This window comes from Rhizobium etli 8C-3, from assembly GCF_001908375.1.
In the GTDB taxonomy this organism is placed as follows: Bacteria; Pseudomonadota; Alphaproteobacteria; order Rhizobiales; family Rhizobiaceae; genus Rhizobium; species Rhizobium etli_B.
The window spans coordinates 3,047,923-3,068,144 of record NZ_CP017241.1 but is presented as its reverse complement, the minus strand read 5'-3'; the positions used below and the strand labels follow the sequence as shown (position 1 = coordinate 3,068,144).

The 20,222-nt window shown below is 60.8% G+C and carries 17 protein-coding genes; 9 read left to right on the top strand and 8 right to left on the bottom strand.

Features of this window, described 5'->3' with window-relative positions; genetic code table 11:
* The first annotated feature begins 8 nt into the window (after positions 1-8).
* Genes AM571_RS15315 through AM571_RS15300 form a run of 4 tightly spaced genes read left to right on the top strand, consistent with a single transcriptional unit; the run spans position 9 to position 4,042 of the window.
* Positions 9-482: a DoxX family protein gene (locus AM571_RS15315; RefSeq protein ID WP_074062146.1), complete on the top strand. Its 474-nt coding sequence runs from the start codon at positions 9-11 to the stop codon at positions 480-482.
* Positions 483-485: 3 nt separating this feature from the next.
* Entirely contained in the window at positions 486-1,802 is a 1,317-nt protein-coding gene (locus tag AM571_RS15310; RefSeq protein ID WP_074062145.1) for an NAD(P)/FAD-dependent oxidoreductase, read from the top strand.
* Complete coding sequence (locus tag AM571_RS15305) at positions 1,792-3,654, top strand: adenylate/guanylate cyclase domain-containing protein (protein ID WP_074062144.1); 1,863 nt, start codon at positions 1,792-1,794, stop codon at positions 3,652-3,654. The genes AM571_RS15310 and AM571_RS15305 overlap by 11 nt, the downstream gene beginning before the upstream one ends.
* Before the next feature lie 13 nt (positions 3,655-3,667).
* Entirely contained in the window at positions 3,668-4,042 is a 375-nt protein-coding gene (locus tag AM571_RS15300; protein WP_074062143.1) for a DUF3307 domain-containing protein, read from the top strand.
* Between the two features lie 258 nt (positions 4,043-4,300).
* On the opposite strand, the gene AM571_RS15295 is transcribed toward AM571_RS15300, so the two are convergent.
* The 6 genes from AM571_RS15295 to AM571_RS15270 all read right to left on the bottom strand — a co-directional run bounded on the left by AM571_RS15295 (position 4,301) and on the right by AM571_RS15270 (position 10,546).
* On the bottom strand, positions 4,301-4,573 hold the full coding sequence (locus tag AM571_RS15295; protein ID WP_074062142.1) for a DUF982 domain-containing protein: 273 nt from the start codon (positions 4,571-4,573) through the stop codon (positions 4,301-4,303).
* Positions 4,574-4,706: 133 nt separating this feature from the next.
* The gene (locus tag AM571_RS15290) at positions 4,707-6,617 is read right to left on the bottom strand and encodes an adenylate/guanylate cyclase domain-containing protein (RefSeq protein ID WP_074062141.1); all 1,911 of its coding nucleotides are present in this window, start codon (positions 6,615-6,617) and stop codon (positions 4,707-4,709) included.
* 158 nt (positions 6,618-6,775) lie between these two features.
* The gene (locus AM571_RS15285; RefSeq protein WP_074062140.1) at positions 6,776-7,549 is read right to left on the bottom strand and encodes a FadR/GntR family transcriptional regulator; all 774 of its coding nucleotides are present in this window, start codon (positions 7,547-7,549) and stop codon (positions 6,776-6,778) included.
* A 10-nt stretch (positions 7,550-7,559) separates the two neighbouring features.
* Positions 7,560-8,840 (bottom strand): TRAP transporter large permease, encoded by a 1,281-nt coding sequence (locus AM571_RS15280; RefSeq protein ID WP_074062139.1) that lies wholly within the window; start codon positions 8,838-8,840, stop codon positions 7,560-7,562.
* A 4-nt stretch (positions 8,841-8,844) separates the two neighbouring features.
* Positions 8,845-9,423 (bottom strand): TRAP transporter small permease, encoded by a 579-nt coding sequence (locus AM571_RS15275; protein ID WP_074062138.1) that lies wholly within the window; start codon positions 9,421-9,423, stop codon positions 8,845-8,847.
* A gap of 148 nt (positions 9,424-9,571) precedes the next feature.
* On the bottom strand, positions 9,572-10,546 hold the full coding sequence (locus AM571_RS15270) for a TRAP transporter substrate-binding protein (RefSeq protein WP_074062137.1): 975 nt from the start codon (positions 10,544-10,546) through the stop codon (positions 9,572-9,574).
* Positions 10,547-11,037: 491 nt separating this feature from the next.
* Between AM571_RS15270 and AM571_RS15265 the strand changes: the two genes are divergently transcribed.
* Together AM571_RS15265 and AM571_RS15260 are read left to right on the top strand one after the other, a co-directional pair.
* Complete coding sequence (locus AM571_RS15265; RefSeq protein WP_074062136.1) at positions 11,038-12,057, top strand: Gfo/Idh/MocA family protein; 1,020 nt, start codon at positions 11,038-11,040, stop codon at positions 12,055-12,057.
* Between the two features lie 114 nt (positions 12,058-12,171).
* Complete coding sequence (locus tag AM571_RS15260; protein WP_074062135.1) at positions 12,172-12,363, top strand: DUF3008 family protein; 192 nt, start codon at positions 12,172-12,174, stop codon at positions 12,361-12,363.
* 107 nt (positions 12,364-12,470) lie between these two features.
* Here AM571_RS15260 and AM571_RS15255 read toward each other — a convergent pair whose 3' ends face one another.
* Both AM571_RS15255 and AM571_RS15245 read right to left on the bottom strand, forming a co-directional pair.
* Positions 12,471-15,713: an AAA family ATPase gene (locus AM571_RS15255; RefSeq protein ID WP_074063270.1), complete on the bottom strand. Its 3,243-nt coding sequence runs from the start codon at positions 15,711-15,713 to the stop codon at positions 12,471-12,473.
* A 577-nt stretch (positions 15,714-16,290) separates the two neighbouring features.
* Positions 16,291-17,730, bottom strand: a complete 1,440-nt coding sequence (locus tag AM571_RS15245; RefSeq protein ID WP_074062133.1) for an MFS transporter — start codon at positions 17,728-17,730, stop codon at positions 16,291-16,293.
* Between the two features lie 95 nt (positions 17,731-17,825).
* On the opposite strand from AM571_RS15245, the gene AM571_RS15240 reads away from it, so the two are divergent.
* From AM571_RS15240 to AM571_RS15230, 3 genes are all read left to right on the top strand, one after another.
* Positions 17,826-18,257, top strand: coding sequence for a winged helix-turn-helix transcriptional regulator (locus tag AM571_RS15240; protein WP_074062132.1), 432 nt, complete (start codon positions 17,826-17,828; stop codon positions 18,255-18,257).
* A gap of 14 nt (positions 18,258-18,271) precedes the next feature.
* The gene (locus AM571_RS15235; RefSeq protein ID WP_074062131.1) at positions 18,272-19,348 is read left to right on the top strand and encodes an Ldh family oxidoreductase; all 1,077 of its coding nucleotides are present in this window, start codon (positions 18,272-18,274) and stop codon (positions 19,346-19,348) included.
* A gap of 113 nt (positions 19,349-19,461) precedes the next feature.
* Positions 19,462-20,214 carry a FadR/GntR family transcriptional regulator gene (locus tag AM571_RS15230; RefSeq protein ID WP_074062130.1) on the top strand — a complete coding sequence of 251 codons (753 nt, stop codon included), beginning with the start codon at positions 19,462-19,464 and terminating at the stop codon, positions 20,212-20,214.
* Positions 20,215-20,222 lie beyond the last annotated feature (8 nt).

Genomic DNA, 20,222 nt, shown 5'->3' with positions numbered 1-20,222 from the left:
ATGGATCGATGACCATGATGACACCCGTATCCATGCATAAACGAGCCGGCCTAGCCGGTCTTTACTCTCACGCGCTCTGCATCGCCTCGTCCGTGCCGCTCTCAGTGGTCCAGCTCGTCGCCCGGGCCGCCGTGGCGAACGTCTTCTGGCAATCGTCGCAGAGCAAGCTCGTCTCTTGGCCGGTCACGGTCCAGCTCTTCGCCTTCGAGTATCGGCTTCCCGTGCTCGATCCGGGTGCTGCCGCAGTGCTTGCCACCGCAGCGGAACTCTCTGGTGCAGTCCTGCTGTTCCTCGGTCTCTTCTCGCGGTTCGCCGCAGTGATGCTGCTCGCCGTCGTGGCAACGATCCAGGTTTTCGTCTATCCCGGCCATTGGGGCGAGCACCTGACCTGGGCGGCTCTGCTGCTTTTCATCTTCGCCCGCGGCGCGGGCATGATCTCGCTTGACCATTTCGCCGGCCGCTTCTTTTCGCGGGAGCGCTAAGCCATGCGGATCGAAGCCGAGAGCGCGATAACAGGCGGTGCGCCGAATATGATCCGCCCGTTCGCCGGGAATGGCCGCCCCCGCGTGGTCATCCTCGGCGCCGGCTTCGGCGGGCTTGCCGCAGCCATGGGGCTCAAGGGTGCCGACGTCCATATCACGGTCATCGACCGCCGCAACTATCACCTCTTCCAGCCGCTGCTCTACCAGGTGGCGACGGCAGGTCTTTCCCCGGCACAGGTCGCCATGCCGATCCGCCGCATCCTGTCGCGCCAGAGGAATGTGACCGTGCTCATGCAGCGTGTGGAGCGCATCGACAAGGCGATGCAGCTCGTCGAAACCGCTGACCGCGCCATACCCTACGACTACCTGATCGTTGCCACTGGTGCCCGCCATGCCTATTTCGGCCACGAGGAATGGGCCGAAAGCGCACCAGGTCTGAAAACGATCGCAGACGCAACCGAGATCCGCGCCCGCATTCTTTCCGCCTTCGAACGCGCCGAGGTCACCCAGGACGAGAAGCGCCGCGAGGCGCTGCTGACCTTCCTGGTGATCGGCGGCGGGCCGACCGGCGTCGAAATGGCCGGCGCCATCGCGGAGCTCGCCCGTAAGGTGGTGGTTCGCGATTTCCGTCACATCGATGCCGCTTCGGCGCGCGTTGTGCTGGTCGAAGCCGGCAACCGCATCCTGCCTGCCATGCCGGCCTGTCTTTCGGCAATGGCGCAGCGCCAGCTCGAGGGCCTTGGCGTCGAAGTGCTGCCGACCAACGCCGTCACCCACTGCGACGCCGAGGGCGTCATGCTCGCCGATGGGCGGCAGATCCGTTCCGGTTGTGTACTTTGGGCTGCCGGTATCATGGCATCCAAGGCTGCCAAATGGCTCGGCGCCGAGGCCGATCGAGCCGGTCGTGCGATGGTGGACGAGCGACTGAACATCCCAAGCCATGACAACATCTTCGTCATCGGCGATACCGCTGCGGTAAAGAACGAGGACGGCTGCCCTGTTCCGAGCATCGCTCCTGCCGCCAAGCAAATGGGAAAGCATGTCGCACGCGCCATCCGCGCACTCATGGCTGGCGATCCCGTCGAGCCATTCTGCTACCGGCACCGTGGCAATCTCGCCACGATCGGCCGCAAGGCTGCGGTGGCCGATTTTGGGCGGTTCAGGCTCTCCGGCTTTTCGGCCTGGCTGGTCTGGAACCTCGCCCATCTCTGGTTCCTGGTCGGTTTCCGCAATCGCCTACTCGTTTTCATGGATTGGGGCCTGGCCTATCTGAGCTACGAGCGGAGCGCCCGCCTCATCACCGACCGCCATGAGCGCTGATTTCCTGCCACGTGTGAAGATGGGCCGCGCAGTCACCGCGCTGCTGCTGCTCGCCGTTCTCTCGACGGCAGGACTGGTCCATCTCATTTGGCAACGCACCGCGAGCGCCAATGTCGACAATGTCGTGGCGGCCCTCGATGCTCAGAGCGCAGGTGCCGTCCGCAACGAACTGGCCTCACAGCTGGCACAGGTGTCCAGCACGGCGGAGGTCATTCGTTCGATCTTCTTTCAAGGCGCCATCAAGCCCGACGATGAGGTCAAGCGCGAGTTCCTTTTCCTCTCGCTGCTGCGCGAGCAATCCGCGATCGCCTGGATCGGATTCGGTTTCCCCGACGGGCGCTTCTTCGGTTCGCATTCAGCGCCTGACAGCCGAATCGAGATGATCGAAATCGCCAAGGCCGCCCCCGGCGAACTCCGTCAATTGCGCCTGGACCGTTACAGGCCAATCGCCGGCGACATCATCTTTGAGGAGCGTCTCAAGACCGAGAGCGCCTATGTGACCGAGGGCTCTCGCTGGTATCGCAAAGGCAAGGACAGTACGGAGCCGGTCTGGACCGTGGTCGACATCCTGCCGAGTGGATTCGAGCCTTCGATCGTCCTTTCAAAGCGTGTCGAGGCCTTCGGGCGGCTCGAAGGCGTGATCATGGTCGCGGTCAGCCTGCGCCAATTGTCGCTCACGCTGCAGGACCTCAACATCCCCTCCGAGAGCAAAGTCTACGTGCTCGCAAAGGACGACATCGTTCTCGCTACGTCTGAACCGTCGGATGGCGTCATGGCCGCCCATCTCGCTGATTTTCCGAAGGCCGATGCACTTTCCTCTGCTGTCGCGTCGGCACGCCGCGCCAATTCCCGAAGCGTCTTCCGCACGCTCCAGCAGACTGACGCGCTCGGCCCCATCTTCGTTTCGTCGAGCGCGCTTCCGTTCGAGGACTGGCGGTTGTTGACTGCCATTCCGCGCTCCACCTTCGCCGGCGACATCGATGAGAACACCAAGCGCGTTCTCGTCATTATCGCAGGCATTGCGCTGCTGGCTGCGGTCACGGCCATTGTCTTCGCCCGACTGCTCTTCGCTCGACCGCTCGCCCGGCTTGTCCAACAACTGCACGCAGTCGAACGCTTTGAACACAATGCCGTCAGCCACACGCCCACCCTGCTGGCTGAACTCAATGATTTCTCGGCGGCACTGAAGAGGATGTCTTCGGGGCTATCGGCCTTCGCCCGCTTCATGCCGCTTGATGTCGTCAAGCCGCTGGTCGATGGGGGCATAGAGCCCAAGCCCGGCGGCAAGGTCACCGACATCACCGTCCTCTTCGCCGATCTGCCCGGATTCACGGAGATGACGGAAGAACTCGGTGCCGGCGTCGAGCCGCATCTCACCCGTTTTCTGACGCTTTCCATCGCCGCCATCCACGCAGAAGGCGGAACCGTCGACAAGTTCATCGGCGACGCTGTTATGGCAATCTGGAACGCGCCGAATCGTGAGCCCGATCACGCGCTCCGCGCCTGCCGCGCCGCCAAGGCTATCCGAGACGCGATGCATGCGATGCCTCCACTGGCACCTCAGCACGACAGGGTGCGGGTCAGGATCGGCATCAACAGCGGCACTGCGCTGGTCGGCAACATCGGCTCGGTAGAGCGGCTAAGCTACACCGCGATCGGAGATGTCGTAAACCTCGCGAGCCGCCTCGTCGGAGTAGCTAAGGAGAACGGCATAGAGATTGTCCTGAGCGGCGAGACGTTTGCGCGGACGTGCGGCAGGTTCGCGGCGCGTCCGCTCGGCGAGACTACCGTGCGCGGCAAGTCGCAATCGGTGCCGATTTTTACGATCGATGGAACGGGTCCCGAGGCGTGAGGGAGAACGCAACATGGACAATATATTTCCCTTTATCAGTCTGCTGATCTGGCTGCAGGTCAAGCATTTCGTGGCCGACTATCTGTTGCAGCCGCCTTGGATGCTCGAGGGCAAGGGTCACATTAGAAATCCCGGGGGTTACGTGCATGCTGCCATCCATGCCGTCGGTAGCTTCCCCGCTTTGGTTTTCTTTGGGCTGGACATGGGGATCATTTTCGGTTTGGGAGCAAGCGAATTCGCAATCCATTATGCAATCGACCACGCGAAAGCCATTCATTCCCGTCAGCACTCTGGTGACATCATGACTCGCGCATTCTGGGCTGCGCACGGAGCAGATCAGCTATTGCATCACCTGACCTACGCTGGAATTCTGGCAGCGGTGGCATGACTCATATCCAACCGGCTTTCGCAATCGGTGTCGGGACGGTGCGGATGTCTTCTTTTACTCGGCGCATAAGCCAAGATCCAAGTATGAATAACGGACTGAGAGTTCTACCGTTCGTCCTGCTCGTTCTGCGAGACCGGGCGGATATGACCACTGAATCATGAAGTTTGTCGAGCCTTGGGAACTCACAACAAGCGTTTCCGGGGAGAATGCGATATGACGACGAAGCATTCTAGCCAGCCGCTTAAAATGGCGCGGAAATCAGACCCTCACTCTGATGACGTCAGGAATTTCAACAGGGATCAGTGCCTCATGAGCGGCATCGATGAAGGCTTGCCTTGCTTGCTCTTTCGACGCTCTTCCCTCGGCTACGCCGATGCACACTTCCATGGCATCGAAAAATGCCTTGCCATCAGAGACTGGCCAATACCGCAGAAGCATATCGAGAGCTTCGCGGGTATTTGTAATCGTGTAGAGTTGCCCGCTTTTCTTGCAGACGATCATTACCGGCTGAACCCACTGCGCACTGTCCATGGCTCATCCCACAACCTATCGGCAAGTACACTCGCTGGAATCGATCGCAGGCGCAAGGGGATTGAAAGGCTTGATTGATTTCTGATCGATCCGGAAGCCACAGGGAGAAACGCGGGGAAATCGCCTGCCGCGCTCAGGCATTCTCCCGTTCGATAAGCCCTGAACGCGCGGCGGTTTCCGGAGCCTTTGCACGGGCAAGTTCCTGCAGGAATCGATCCATCAGGGGAGAATCTCCAAAGCGCCGATAGTCGCGTTCGGAGGCCAGCGAAAACTCGGGTTTGGCTTGCACCAATCGCGCCATCGCAACCTGGGCTTCCGCCACGTCACCGCGACCTGCCAACAATGCGGTTCGGATCAGCAGGCAATCCGCATCCTGCGGCGCACGGATCAGGCATTCTCCAATGACGCTGTCCGCCTCGTCCAGGCGACCAGCGGCATAAAGTGCCTGACCGTGGACGTAGGTGTAGTATTCCGGCGCCATCGGATGCAGGCGCCGTGCGCGCTCGGCATTGCTGACTGCCTCGCGATAATTGCCGAAACGGACCTGCGCCTTTGCCAGGGCCATCAGGCTGTCAGGATCGTTGGGGTTGAACTCCACGGCGCGACGCGCGGCCTGGATTGCGCCGGAATAATCGCCGCTGACCGCAAGACCGAAGCTCAACACCTGGTAACCAATGGCAAGTGTGGGGTCGAGACGGATCGCCTGTCGCGCCTCGCTCAGGCCCGTTTCCACGTCGGCCATCGTGGCTCGCCCGCTTACGCCCTGCGTCATGTCGATGATGTAGGTCATGCCGAGATGGGCTCGCGCCAAGGCATATCCCGGATCCAGCTCCAACGCGCGATGATAGAGTGCGCGCGCCGCAAGAAGCGCTTCGCTGTCCTTCGAACCATGTTTGTAACGATCCCGCGCCTTAAGGACGAGGTCATAGGCCTGCAGGTTTTCCGTCGGCCGCCTTGAGGCGTCGGCAACTTCGGATTCGCGAACATATGAGACGAGGTGCGAAACAATTTCGGTCGTGAGTTCCGTCTGGACTGCAAACACGTCCTCGACGCGGCGATCATAGCTTCTCGACCACAGATGAGCGCCGCTTCGCGTATCAATCAGCTGCGCGACGACGCGAAGCTGATCACCCACGCGCCGCGCGCTGCCCTCCACGATATAGCCAGCATCCAACTTTTGGCCGACTTCGCGGATATCGGCCGCCTCTCCACGCAATGCGAATGTCGAATTGCGAGCGATCACCTGAAGTTCGGGATTGCGTGCCAGTTCCGTGATGATGTCTTCCGTCAATCCATCGGCGAAATAGTTTTGTCCCGAATCGCCACTCATATTGTCGAAGGGAAGGACGGCAACAGAGGGACGCCGATCCATATCTCCGACGCCGGTGAGCCAAGTAACCCTGTCGGCGATCGTCTCGGTCATCGTCTTCAATCCAGGCACCTGGCTTGCTGCGATGACAAGCAGGAGGACGCTCAGGAAAATCGCAAAGGGCACCGCACCACGCGACCGGTGCAGGGCACGCGTGAGCCGTGTCAATCCGTGAGCGCCGTCGCCGTCTAACCTGACGGCATATACCTCAAGTTGCTCTGGAATGTTCTTGGCTTGCCGTAACCCGATTCTGTGGAAAAGGTCACCACGACCCCGGTCGGCGCTCCGCACGACCGCAGCGCTCACAAATATGCTGCCAGGCTCGGCCATGGCTTCAAGCCGAGACGCGACGTTGACGCCATCACCGAACATGTCGCCATCATGCTCGATGACATCTCCGAGATTTATGCCGAGACGCAGATTGAAAGGTCTTTCCGCAAAGCCGAGCTGAATGCCGATCGCCGCATCAAGGGCCTCGTTCACGCTTGGAAATGCGGCAAGGAACCCGTCGCCGGCGCTCTTGAAGATCCGGCCACCATGGTGCTCGACCGACGGTTTGATTACGTCGTCGAAAACTGAACGCAGTTCTGCATAGGTCGCCGCCTCATCCTCGGCCATCAGGCGGCTATATCCGGCGATGTCGCCGGCCATGATCGCAGCAAGCTTCCGTTCCACGCTCAGTCCTCGTCACTCCGGCTCAAGACTACAACATGGTCGCTATGTCAGCCATTCACAGTTGAGTGCGCACAAGGCTTCAGCCCTTTCCATACGGCCGCCAGCCTTTGAAGCTGCTTGTGTGCTTGGCCTCTCAACACCGGCTATCTTCGGTCGCATCAGCCCTTGCGTTTGGCCGTTCCTGAAATCCATTTTGCCTGCTGGCCGCTTATGAGCGCGCGATAGCGCTCCTGGCTGGCGGTCAGGTGGGCGCGCATGGAGGCGCGGGCGGCTTCCGGATCGCTTGCCGAGATCGCCTTCAGGATTGCCAGATGCTCGCGCTGCAGACCTTCCTGATAGTTGCGCGATAGCGTGCTGTCGGTACCCCAGGGCGAGGCGACATCGCAGGGGATCGCTCGCATGCCGAGCGCATCGAGAACCTCTACGTAATAGGAGTTGTTCGTGGCAGCCGCGATGGCGCGGTGGAAAAAGAAGTCGCTTTTGCCCGTTGCCTCGCCACGCTCAAGCAGCCGGTCGAATTCGAAGAAAGCTTCCTGGATCTGTGCCTCCTGGGCGGCGTTGCGCCGGAGCGCAGCAAGCCCGGCACTTTCGATCTCCAGCCCCATGCGCACCTCGATCACGTTAAGCGCATGCGAGATCTTGTTGCCGACGTCAAGCGTGATCGACCCGAAGGCAAGCGTCGGGTGGTCCTTGACGAAGACGCCGGCGCCTTGCCGCGCCTCGACGAGCCCATCGGCGGCAAGGGTCGCAATCGCCTCGCGCACAACGGTGCGGCTGACGCCGAAGAGCTCGCCCATCCGGCTCTCCGTCGGCAGCTTCTGGCCGGGTGCGTATTCCCCGGACAAGACCTGCGCGCGGATGGCCGAAACCACGCTTTCGGAGAGTTTCGGCCTTCGCTCGATCCTCAAATCAAGGGCTGTATCGGCCGCCATGTCCGCTCTCCTATTTGAACGCAGCCGGCAACCACAGCGAAATAGCCGGGATGTAGGTGACCAGTCCGAGCACCACGAGGCCCGCGCCATAGAACGGCCAGATCGAGCGCATGGCCTCCCAGACGGAAATCTTGCCGACCGCGCAGGCCACGAATTGCACCGCGCCGACTGGGGGCGTATTCAGCCCGATGCCGAAATTCAGGATCATGATCACGCCGAAATGCACCGGATCGACGCCGTAGGCCTGCGCCACCGGCAAAAAGATCGGCGTGCAGATGATGATCGTCGGTCCCATGTCCATGAAGGTGCCGAGCACAAGCATCAAAACATTGAGCAGGAGCAGTACCGTCAATGGATCGTCGGCTACGGCCTTCATCCAGGCCACCAGCGAGGCAGGGACCTTGAGGAAGGCCATCAGCCAGGAGAAGGCGGCAGCGGTGCCGATGATCAAAAGCACCATTGCCGTCGTGCGCACGGCGCCTTGCGTGGCGTGGACGAAGTCTTTCCAGCTCATCTGCCGGTAGACGAAGAGGGTTATCAGCAGCGCGTAGAGCACAGCGATGCACGAGCTTTCCGTCGCCGTGAAGATGCCGGACCTCACCCCGCCGAAGATGATTGCGATCAGCAGAAGTCCGGGCAAGGCGACAGCGAGCAGATGTGCAACCATGACAAAGCCGGGGAACGGCTCCGTCGGATAGCCGCGCGAGCGCGCGACGATGTAGGCCGTCACCATGAGGGCAACTGCGAGCAGGATGCCGGGTAGTATGCCGGCCGTGAACAGGTCGGCGATGGAAATCTTGCCGCCGGCAGAGATCGAATAGATGATCATGTTGTGGGAGGGCGGCAGAAGCAGTGCGATCAGCGCTGCCATCGAGGTGACGTTGACGGCATAGTCCGCGCCATAGCCGCGCTGCTTCATCTGCGGGATCATCAGGCCACCGACGGCTGCGGCCTCCGCCACCGCCGAACCGGAAATGCCGCCGAACAGCGTCGCAGTGACGATATTGACCTGGCCGAGGCCGCCGCGCACGTGGCCGACCAGGGAAGCGGCAAAGGCGACGATGCGGCTCGCGATGCCACCGCGCACCATCAGATCGCCGGCGTAGATAAAGAAGGGGATGGCGAGCAGCGAAAACACGCTCATGCCGGAATTGAGCCGCTGAAAGACGACCAGTGGCGGCAGGCCCATATAGACCACCGTCGCAAAACTGGCGACGCCAAGGCAGAATGCAATCGGCGTGCCTATCAGCATCAGAGTGGTGAAGACACCGAACAGGATCCAGAGTTCCATCGCGCTACACTTTCAATTTGACGTTCGGGTCAGCGTTGATGTTTTCGATCTCGACGGCAATCTCTGCCGGCAAGACCTCATCCAGTGCCTCGTCGATCGGTTCGCCGGCGAGGCGGAGCACGATGCGCTCCAGCGAGAAGATCACGGCAAGCACACCCCCGCCGGCAAGCGGCAGGTAGTCGAACGCGCCGGAAATACCCAGCGAGGGCAAGGTGGTGTTCCAGGTGAGCTTCATAAGCGCACCGCCGTACCAGATCATGCCGGCGCCGAAGGCGAGAATGACCACGTCCGAAATCATGCGCAGGACGCGCTTGCCGGATTTCGGCAATACGTAGAGCAGCACGTCGAAACCAAGATGGTTGTTTTCCCGGATGCCCACGGCAGCGCCGAGGAAGATGAACCAACTCATCAGCATGACTGAGCCCGGCTCCGTCCAACTCGGCGAATCGTTCAGCACGTAGCGGCAAAATACCTGCCAGGCGACGAAGGCCGTCATCAGCACCAGGCCGGCGCCGGCGAGCCACAGGGCAGCGTTGCTGAGGCGCGTCAGCAAATTGACAGCGGGTGTCAGGCTATTCGACATAAAGGACCTCGTCGAATTGGGCGTTCACTCTCCCTTGTCGGGAGGACGATGAAGACATGCGCGAGACGGCAGATGAACCGGGGTGGAGTAAGTACCCACCCCGGTTGCGCACGTCGCCTTCCCGCACAAAAAGGAAGGCACGATGCGGCTACTGCACCGCCTTCACATCCTCGACCATCTTCTTCAGCACGTCGTCTTTGACGTGCTTTGCGTAAACCGGGGCCATGGCGTCGATGAAGCCCTGCTTTTCCGGCGTGGTGATCTTTGCACCGAGCTTTTCGACATTGGCGCGCGATTCAGCGACCTTGGCCGACCAGAGTTCGCGCTGCTTGGCGACGCTGTCCTTCGCCGCCTGCTTGAAGATCTCCTGATCCTCAGGCGTCAGTTTGTCGAACGCAGCCTTGTTCATGACGAACACCTCCGGCAGGATGGTGTGCTCGTCGAGCGAGTAGTTCTTCGCTACTTCGGCGTGCTTGGCGGTGTCGTAGCTCGGGAAGTTGTTTTCCGCGCCGTCGATGACGCCCGTTTCGATCGCCGAGTAGACCTCACCATAGGGCATCGGCGTGGCGTTGGCGCCCAGCGCCGCCACCATGTCGACGAAGATGTCGGACTGGATAACGCGGAACTTCAGACCCTTCATGTCGGCGACCGTGCTGATCGGCTTCGTCTTGTTATAGAACGACCGCGCGCCGGCGTCATAATACGCCAGCACGACGAGGCCGACCGGTTCGAACGCCTTCTTGATCTGGTCGCCAATCGCGCCGTCCATGACCTTGTGCATGTGCTCTTCCGAACGGAAGACGTAGGGCAGCGCCGGCACGATGGTTTCCTTCACCGTCCCGTTGAACGGCGCCATCGAGATGCGGTTCAGCTCGATCACGCCCGAACGCACCTGCTCGATGGTGTCCTTCTCCTCGCCGAGCTGGGCGGAATGATACACTTCGATCGCATAGCGGCCCTGCGTGCGCTCCTTGACCAGCTCGCCGAAATATTTGACGCCCTCGACGGTCGGATAGCCGTCTGGATGAGTATCGGACGATTTCAGAACTGTTTGAGCGCTGGCCGCGCTCATGAACGAGGCGGCAACCATAAGGCCCGCCGCCAGTTTAACAAGGTTTTTCATGCTCTCCTCCCGTTTTGCATGACGATTAATTTTCAGAGACCGTACGCTTTTTTGCGTGCCGACAAGAAAGGCCAGCAAGCTTTGGCCCTCCTCCGGACACTGGTGGTCCGGCACGATCGAGAAACTGCCCGGAAATGGAAGAGGTCGATTGAGACATGCCGATATCGCGTCCCATTGGGATCACGATGACGCACGCTCCAACCTCACCATAGAGGCTCGTGCGCTCGTCTCGATTTGGATCGGTGAACCCCCTCATTCTTGCCGCTCCTCCAACCGGCCCCCTATGGCTAGAACCAGCAAGGTGTAATGTCAACATACAAAAGCTACGCACTTGTATGATGAATTTCTGCCGTTGCTTCGACGGTTTCTCATCGCCAGGGCGGGGATGGAAACTGGCAGAAGACGATGGACACGCGTTTGCTCGAGACATTGACAATGAGGTCGATGCGGGCATTCCTTTATGCATGCATAAGGGCTGCGGGGAGACTGAGATGGCAAAATTGCGCGTCGGTTTGATCGGTCTCGGCATGGCAGCAGCGCCGCATGCCAAAGGACTGCTCGATCTCAAGGACAGGGTGGAAGTCGCTGCCGCCTTCAGTCCGACGCCTGCCAGGCGGCAAGCATTTTCGGAAACTTACGGTTTTGCGACTTGCGAGGATACCGAGGCAATATTCTGCGACCCGTCGATAGCCGCGGTCATGATCCTGACGCCGCCCAATACGCACCTTGAGCTGGTGCGGCGGGCAGCCGAAGCAAACAAGCATGTGCTTCTCGAAAAGCCGCTGGAGATCACACAGGAGCGGGCGAGGGCGCTGGTCGAGGTGACGGAGCATGCCGGCATAAAGCTTGGCATCGTGCTGCAGCACCGCTTTCGTGCGGTCAGTATTGCACTTGCCGCACTGATCCATGAAGGCCGTCTCGGCGAGATCGTCAGCGCTTCGGCGCGTCTCCACAACTGGCGGCCGCAAAGCTATTATGACCAGCCGGGGCGCGGCACGCGGGCTCGCGATGGCGGCGGCGTGCTTCTCACCCAGGCCATCCACACACTTGACCTTCTTGTTTCAATCGCCGGCCTTCCAGACGAGGTCAGAGCCTATACTGCAACCAGCAAGGTGCACCGCATGGAGACGGAGGATCTGGCGATGGCGGCCATTCGCTTTACAAGCGGAGCAATAGGCACGGTCAGCGCCACCACCTGTGCCTACCCCGGTTATCCGGACGAGATCGACGTCATCGGCACGCGCGGCATGGCCCGCCTTGACGGGCGACATCTTGCCGCGTCCTTTCACGATGGAACCGAAATCTCAATCGAAGACGAAGCAGCAGGCGGTGCCGGCGCCGATCCCATGGCCTTCCCGCACGACCATCATCGCTCCGTGCTTGCCGATTTTCTCGACGCCGTTGAGGATAACCGCGAGCCGTGCGTCAACGGGCGCGAGGCACTGAAGGTTCACCGCCTCATCGACGCCATTCTCGCCGCAGCTCAAAGCGGCAAGCCAAAACGTCCGTAAAACGTTTCCGCGACCGTCCAAGCCGGCGTCAGCAAGCTGCTCCTCCGGTGCACTTGGCACTGGCTCAGGAACCATCCTTTTCGGCACGAGTTGAGCGTGGAAAGGAGAACCGACATGCCAGCAAAATCCAAAGCACAGCAGAAGGCGGCTGGAGCAGCCCTCTCCGCAAAGCGAGGCGAAACACCGAAAAGCGAACTCAAGGGGGCTTCCAAGCAGATGGTCGAATCCATGAGCGAGAAACAGCTCGAGGAGTTTGCCGCGACCAAGACGAAAGGAAAGCCAGAACACGCCTCCCGGAAGGGGTAGGATAACTGCGTCAGAGACGACTTCGGTCATAACGCAATCGGTAAGGGCGGCTTGAACGCGCGGCGCGCGAGGAACGGCGAATGATGGCTGCAAACGCAAGCTGGAGATTACATGCGCGCCGTTTTATTCTGCCCTTCGAACCATCCGGTAATGGCGTCGAGGCGCCGTTTCACTCTCGTTTTGCGGCCGGTTGAGCGATAAAGTTCAGCAAGGCTTTGCGTCGCCTTCAATTCCCAGGTCTTTGCGCCCTGCTTTTGGGCAAAGGCTGCCGACTTGCGAAACGCGCGCTCGGCAGCGTGGGCATCGCCCTTAAGGTAGAGGCCGGCCACGCCGCCAAGTCGAAGCAGTTCCGCAGTAAAATAATGTTCACCGGTCTTCCTGGTCAGTGCCAGCGCCTCGTCGACCACGCCGGCGGCGCCTTCGAATTCGCCGAGCGCGAGGTTTGCTTCTGCCAGAAGGCCGAGATAGCAGGGCTTGTCTATCTGCTGCTCCCCGAGGTTGTCGCAGGTGGCGCGCATCTGCTGCAGGCCCCGGCCGTCGTGATGGGCATGAACCATCGCCCAGCCCTGAAAGAACGATGCAAGGTTCGCCCATAGCTGAAAGCCGTTCGCCTTGGCCAGCGGGCCCAACTCGTCCACCATTGCCTGCAAGGCGGCCACGTCCTTGCGCAGGGCCATCAGAACACAGCCGTTTCCAAGCCAGGCAGCCAATCGGTAAGCGGATTGGTGGCGGGCATCCTCCTCGGCCTCGCGATAAAGCATGATTGCGCGCTCGTGATGTCCAAGCAGATGCAGTGCCCATGACAGGTAGATCATCGTCATGTTCGGAAAATCGCTGCCGACCTCATCGGCCTTCGAGCGGTAAGCGAGAGCCTCCTCCAGATATCGCCGGGCCTCTTCGAGCCTGCCCTGCGAAAAGAGGCACATGCCCTTGAATTGCATGCCGAGAACGAGGGCTTTCAAATTCTGTTTCTGGCGCCCCATATCGAGCAGCTGGTCGCTTGCCCATTCCGCATCGGCGAATCTCGCCGAATTCAAGGCGGTACCAAAGAGCCCGTCGAGCGCGCGGATAGCCGCTTCCGGATCGCCGAGACTTTCGCTCAAGGACATGACATTGCGATAGGCCGCGCTCCCTTCGGGCGTGACATGGCCGAACGTGGCATAAAGCACATCGCCGCGCTCGAGCTCGAGCTTGAGGCATTTTCGGTCCCGTTCGGGCGATGGCGGCAATTTTTGGAGGCACTCCAGGCCGTTTGCGAACATATTGGCGGCCTCGACCTTCGCCCAGGTGGCGCCCGTCTTGAGGCCGGCGGTGAGCCAGCAATCGGCTGCCCGTTGGTAGAGTCCGGCCGCAGCGAGATGTTGCGCAAGGACTTCGGGGTGCTCGGCGGCCTGTCTTGGATAGAGCTTTTCAATCCCTTCGGCGACAAGATGATGCAATTGTCGGCGGCGATCGCGCAGGAGGGTAGCCTGGGCTGCCTCTTGCAGGAGTGCATGGGTAAAACTGTAGCTCGGCCAGTTGATCGCCGGTTGCGGCGCGATCAGACCGGCCTGGATCAGGCGATCCAGGATCGAAACCAGAGCCTCTTCGGACAGCCCTGAAAGATGCGCAAGCAGCCCGATGTTGAACACTCTGCCGATGACAGCGGCCATTTGCGCAATCATCTTTCCGGTCCCCAGCTTGTCGAGGCGCGAGAGCAGGAAAGACTGCAATGTTACCGGTATGTCCGCTGCAGCATCCGGTCCTTCCTTCAATATGGAGGCAGCATGGCCGTCGGCGACCGCGCGGCACAGTTCCTCGACGTAGAGCGGCACTCCTTCGGCCCTGGCGAGAACGAAATCGCTGGCGTCATCGGTCATGGCGCTGCCGGCTGCCAGCACGCGGCAAAGCGCCTGGGCTTCGAAGCGGGTCAGCCGCCTCAGCCGGAGCCCAAGCAGGGACGGATTTTTCGCAGGCGCCTGCAGCATTGCCTCGCGCGAGGTAACGACGATCAGCATCGGCGAAAACCGCACTTCATCGATCAGCGCCTTCAGCACGTCGCCTGAGGAGGGGTCGATCCACTGTTCGTCCTCGATCGTCAGCCAAAGCGGATCTGTCTGCGACATGCCCTGCAGCCATTCGACGAAAAAGCGGCGCACGATCGTCTGCTGCTCTTTCGATGTCATGTCCGGCAATGAATAATCCGTATGCTCGATTGCAAGCAGTCGCGAAAACACCGGCAGCGTTTGGGAAAGAAGAATATCGCAGGAGGAAAGGGTCGCTTCCAACAGTTCCGCGTTCGCCTTTGCCGGCGCGGCATCGTTGATCCCCGCATGACGCTTCAAGAGATCCAGAAACGGATACAAGGCACTGTTGGAATAGGCAGGCGCACATTGAAGCGTCAAGGCTTTGAAGTGCGCAGCGCGTGAGCGCGCCTCGAAAATCAGCCGCGACTTGCCGATGCCCGCTTCGCCCGAGACCAGGATCGCCCGTCCGCTCTTTTCAGCCGCAATACCTTCTGCAAGCTCACGCAACCGGTCGAGTTCTGCCCGCCTGCCGACAAGCTTCGTCAGGTGGGTCCTTTTTGCGAACCGGTTTTCCAGCGTTCGCGCCTTGTCGATGCGCCAGATTCGCACCGGATCGCCGAACCCCTTCAACGACTTCGCACCGAGTTCGACAAAATCGAAGGCTCCATTGGCGGCGTCGCGGGTCTTCTGGTCGGCAAGAATTGTCTGAGGGGCGGCCAATGCCTGCAGCCGCTGGGCGAGGTTTGGCACCGGTCCGAAGGCGACAGTCGACACTCCGGCGGGTGCTCCAGCGAAATCGCCGACAACCACAAGCCCGCTTGCAATCCCGATGCGGATCTCCAATCGGGATCCGTCAGGCGTTTCAATCTGCGGCATCGCCTGTATGAGGCTGAAGCCGAGCCTGATTGCACGTTCGGCGTCATCCTCTTCGGCCGTGGGATAACCGAACAATGCCTGCAGCGCGTCGCCGATATAGTTGGCTGTGAACCCGCCATGTGCCTTCACGAGTGCGGCGCATCGGTTGAGATAGGTCTGCGTCAGCTTGCTGAAGTCTTCTGGATCGAGGCGCGCGGCATATTCCGTCGAGCCGACCATGTCACAGAACAGGATGGTCAGCGGCCTTCGCTCCACGGGCACCATCGGCCGCTGATGCGGTTCGCGGGCTTCGTCCAGCTGTGCGATTGCGGAGAGGATTTTTCGGCGCGGACCGAGTGGGATGCCGAGCTCCTTGAGGTCATCGTCGGACAAGAGACGAAGCGCGTCGAAATCAATCTGTGCCTGGACAAACGCGTCCCCCAGCCGACCAAGGCCGAGCGCGTTCAACCATGTCAAAACCTCGTCCATCGTATTTTCTGCCAGAAATCCGTCCTTCGGCATTCACCGCGATCGGCTGAGGCCAATTGCCCCGCAGCGTCCGATTCATATTACATGGAGCACTGAGTAGAATAACATGCAGCTCTTCTAAATTTAGCAATTTCTTTCTTACTATTTCAATATGATGTACTCCAGCGTCAGTCGGAAACTTCAGTGCATCGCAAGTGCGGCGGCTTCGATTCCAGTCGCACGACCTATGCGGATCGGGCGAAAAAAGCCGTCCGGCAGTAACCTTGCAAGTTCTTCGGGAAGTACCTCAACGGCTACGGCGAAGTAGCCGGCAGAGACGACGTGCGATTCAACATGGCCGCCAGGGAGAGCCTCATACCTGCGGCGCGCACCGCGAGCCTCGAGCGAGCTGGAACCCCGCCAGTACCGGCTGGACTTTCCCGGTACCTGCAATTGCCGATATGCGATCCCGCATCCTTTTGAAGAGATTTGGCTTCGACCAAAGCGAACGTTGCCTATGGCTCGGAGGACCATCTGGTTTCGGCGGATGTGCGATACGATTGATGGCCGCGACTGGCGCCGCGGCCATTCTCCGGGCTTAAGATGGCATGGCCTGATCGCAGGACAGATCGCGGCAGCGCCTGATGCCCGTGGCAGCGATCAGCGCGCCAGCCACGGCGGCTGCCACCGGGACGATCAACGCCGTTTGAAGCGATACCAGCCGGGCTTCGGAAGATGTAGCTTCTCCAAGAACATAGGCTCCGATGGCACTTGCACCCGACAGGCCGAGCGCTGCGCCGAACTGAAAGGCGGTGTTGAGCAGTCCGCCGGCCAGCCCCTGTTCGTCTTCATGAACGCCATCGGTGGCGGCGATTGTCAGCGGGCTGTAGGCGATCGAAAAGGCCAGTCCCAGCAAAAGCATGCTTGGAAAGATTGCCGCATATGTCCAGTCGAGGCCCATCGGCAGCAGCAATGCGTAGGAGGCGGCGGCAAGAACCAGGCCTGCGAAGATAACGCGGTCGTTTCCGAAGCGGTTGACAAGCCTGGGCGTCAGGATGGGAGCGACGACCGCGTCGATGCCGATCACAAGCATCGCCATGCTGGTCTGCATGGGTGTCCAGCCGAGCAGTTCCTGGAGATAGAGGGTCGCGATAAACTGGAAGCCGAAGAACGAGCCGGCAAACAGCAGCGCTGCGAGGTTGGAGCGGACGAGGGAGCCGGAGCGGAATATTCCAAAACGTATGAGCGGCGCGCCCGACAGGCGCTCGATCAGCAAGAAGGCAAGCCACAGGGCCGCGCTCAGGCCGAACATGCCGAGCGTCCATGCCCAGCCCTGGTCCAGATGTTCAAGGCGGGTCACGCCATGAACCGCAAGCAGCATTGCTGCCGTCAGCACGACGGCGCCTGGAATGTCGAAACGTTCTCTGGTGGTTCCAGGCTGCTTGTCGGCAATGAGCCTGATCGCGGCGGCAAGGATGAGGAGCGCCATGATCACGGGTGCGAAGAACACCCAGCGCCAGTCGATTGCAGCAAGCAACCCGCCCAAAACGAGCCCGAGCGAGAAACCGGCAGAAGCGGTGGAGGCGTAGATGGTCAATGCGCGGTTGCGCTGCGGACCCTCCGGAAAGTTCGTCGCAACGAGCGCCAGGCCTGCCGGTGTCATGAATGCCGAGGACGCGCCGGTGACGAAGCGGGCCAGAAGGAGCATCCAGCCCTCCGTCGCAAGGCCGCCCAGCCCGGAGAATGCAATGAAGACGGCAAGTGCGGAAAGAAAAACCCGGCGTTTGCCGAAAATGTCGGCGGCACGGCCGCCGAGCAGCATGAAACCGGCATAGCCCAGCACATAGGCGCTCACCACGCCGCTCAGCGTGGTTGTCGTCAGACCAAGATCGGCCCGGATTGCCGGAAGCGCAATGTTGAGCATGGCAACATCGATGCCCTCGAGAAAGATGGCGCCGCAAAGGACGATCAGCGTCGCTGCGGCACGCCGCGTCATAGGCGCGGCGCGTGCCTGGGAAGATGAAAGGGTCGTGGACATAACATGATCCTTCGTTGACGATGAAGAGGCAAGTGACTTTTCGTCAGTCAGTTCCCTCTTGTAACCATCAAACAACTAGGCCATGCTCCCGTCCCATGAAAGAAGGCACTTTAAACTCACCGAGTAACCTTTGCAGCAGCGAGGCGGATTACGACGTCCTGCAATGGGATGTGCGCGAAGGCTGCGAGGTACGGCAGATCCTCGATCGGATCGCCGATAAATGGTCGCTTCTGGTGATCGCTCTTCTGGAAAAGCGCACGCTCCGCTTCACGCAATTGCGCAACAGCATCGAGGGTATCAGCCAGCGCATGCTGACGACCACCTTGCGCAACCTCGAACGCGACGGAATTATCGAGCGGACGGTCTATCCGGTCGTGCCGCCGCGTGTGGAATATGCGCTGACGCCCCTCGGCTGCACCTTGCACGAAACCATTCGCGCGCTGGTGGGGTGGACGGAATCGAACCAGGCTGAAATTCTGGCGGCCCGAGCCCGTTACGACGCCAGGGCAGCCAGCGAGCGCTGGTGAAAGGTGATTTGCCGATGGCGACCGAACATCCGACTGCGCCTGCAAGGGCGACGCTTGCTTCCATCGATCGCTTCTGCCGCGCCGTCTTCATGGCAGCGGGTGCTAACGAGGCGACCTGCGACGGGGCGACGCGGGCGATGATGCATGGGACGCGGCTCGGCATCGACAGCCACGGCGTCCGGCTTTTGCCGCACTACGTCAAGGGCCTGATCGAGGGCCGCATCAACCGGCAGCCGAAAGTGGCACTTTCTTCGGCATTCGGAGCCGTCGGCGTGCTCGACGCCGACAATGGCCATGGAGGGCTTGCCACCTACGTGGCTATGGATCATGCGATCGAATTTGCGGCCCGCCATGGCGTCGGCGCCGTGGCCATCCGCAATTCCTCGCATTTCGGGCCGGCCGGCGCCTATGCGCTCAATGCTGCCCGGCGGGGCTTCATCGGTTTTGCGTTCTGCAATTCCGACAGTTTTGTCCGCCTGCATGACGGCGCGATGCGCTTTCACGGCACAAATCCGATTGCCTGTGCAGTGCCGGTTGTCAACGACAATCCCTGGCTCTTCGATATGGCCACCAGCGCCGTGCCTTATAACCGCGTGCAGCTTTACAGGAGCCTTGGCAAGAGTTTGCCGGCTGGTACGGCTTCCGATAGCCGCGGCTACGATACCACCGACCCGGAACTGGCCGATATGCTGGCACCGCTTGGCGGTGAGTTCGGCTTCAAGGGGGCCGGCTTGGCCGGAATCGCCGAAATCCTCAGCGCCGTCCTGACCGGAATGAAGCTGAGCTTCGACATTGCGCCAATGCCGGGTCCGGATTTCTCGACGCCGCGCGGACTGGGTGCCTTCGTGCTGGCGATGAAGCCTGAGGCTTTCCTGGAGAGACGACGCTTCGACGCCGCCATGACGCACTACCTGGAGACGCTGCGCAATTCGCCGGCTCGCGACGGCTTGAACGTCATGGCGCCGGGCGACCGCGAATGGAAAGTTGCCGAAGACCGCGAGAAAAATGGTGTCGAACTCGACCCTGAGACGGCGCGATCCTTTGGGGTGCTTGCCGCACGTTACGGTCTAAAACCGCCTTTCAGTCCATAAAGGCCCCCCTTGCGGCGGATTGACGCACAGGAGGATCAGTGTTACGAATGGATGAATTGGTCAGGCCACTTGGCCAATTGCGCGTTTGAGGAGAAACGCGCCAGGGAGGCTAGATGTTTTCGGCTGTTGAATCGCGCCGCCTTTACAGGCAGGTGGCGGACCAAATTCGCTCGATGATCGCGACGGGCGAACTGGCTGTTGGCCAGCGCCTTCCGCCGGAGCGCGAACTCGCCGAAAAACTGGCAGTCTCGCGTCCGACCATTCGCGAAGCATTGATCGTGCTGGAAGTGGAAGGGCTCGTGCATATCCGCATGGGCTCGGGAATATATGTGGCGCGCAAGCACACCGTTCAGCCCGCTCAGCCGGAGCGCGAACCGTTCGAAGGGCCTTTCGAGCTGCTGCAGGCCCGCGCCATCATCGAATGCGCGATTGCCGAGGAGGCTGCGCAGCGCGCAACGCCAAGCGACATTGCCGTGCTGGACGAGAATCTGCAGCAGATGGCAAGCGCTGTGAACGATACCGATGCGGCGCTCGAAATCGACCGCGGCTTTCACACGGCGATCGCCGGCATCGTCGGCAATGCCGCGCTCATCCGCTTCACCGGCGAGATCTACGATCAGCGCATGACGCCGTATTTCGAGAAGCTGGCGAGCCATTTCGAGGGACCGGATTCCTGGACGCGCGCGATGGAGGAACATCGCGCTATCAAGGATGCGATCGCCGCCAATGACCCTAAGGCCGCCAAGCAGGCCATGCGGACGCATCTCGACAGATCGCAGAAGAGGTTTTCCGAAAGCTTCGGGGAGGAGCTTTTCAGGGACGACGAAGAAGGCCGCGCTGCGGCCCGCAGAAATGCAGAGACCTAACGCAAGCT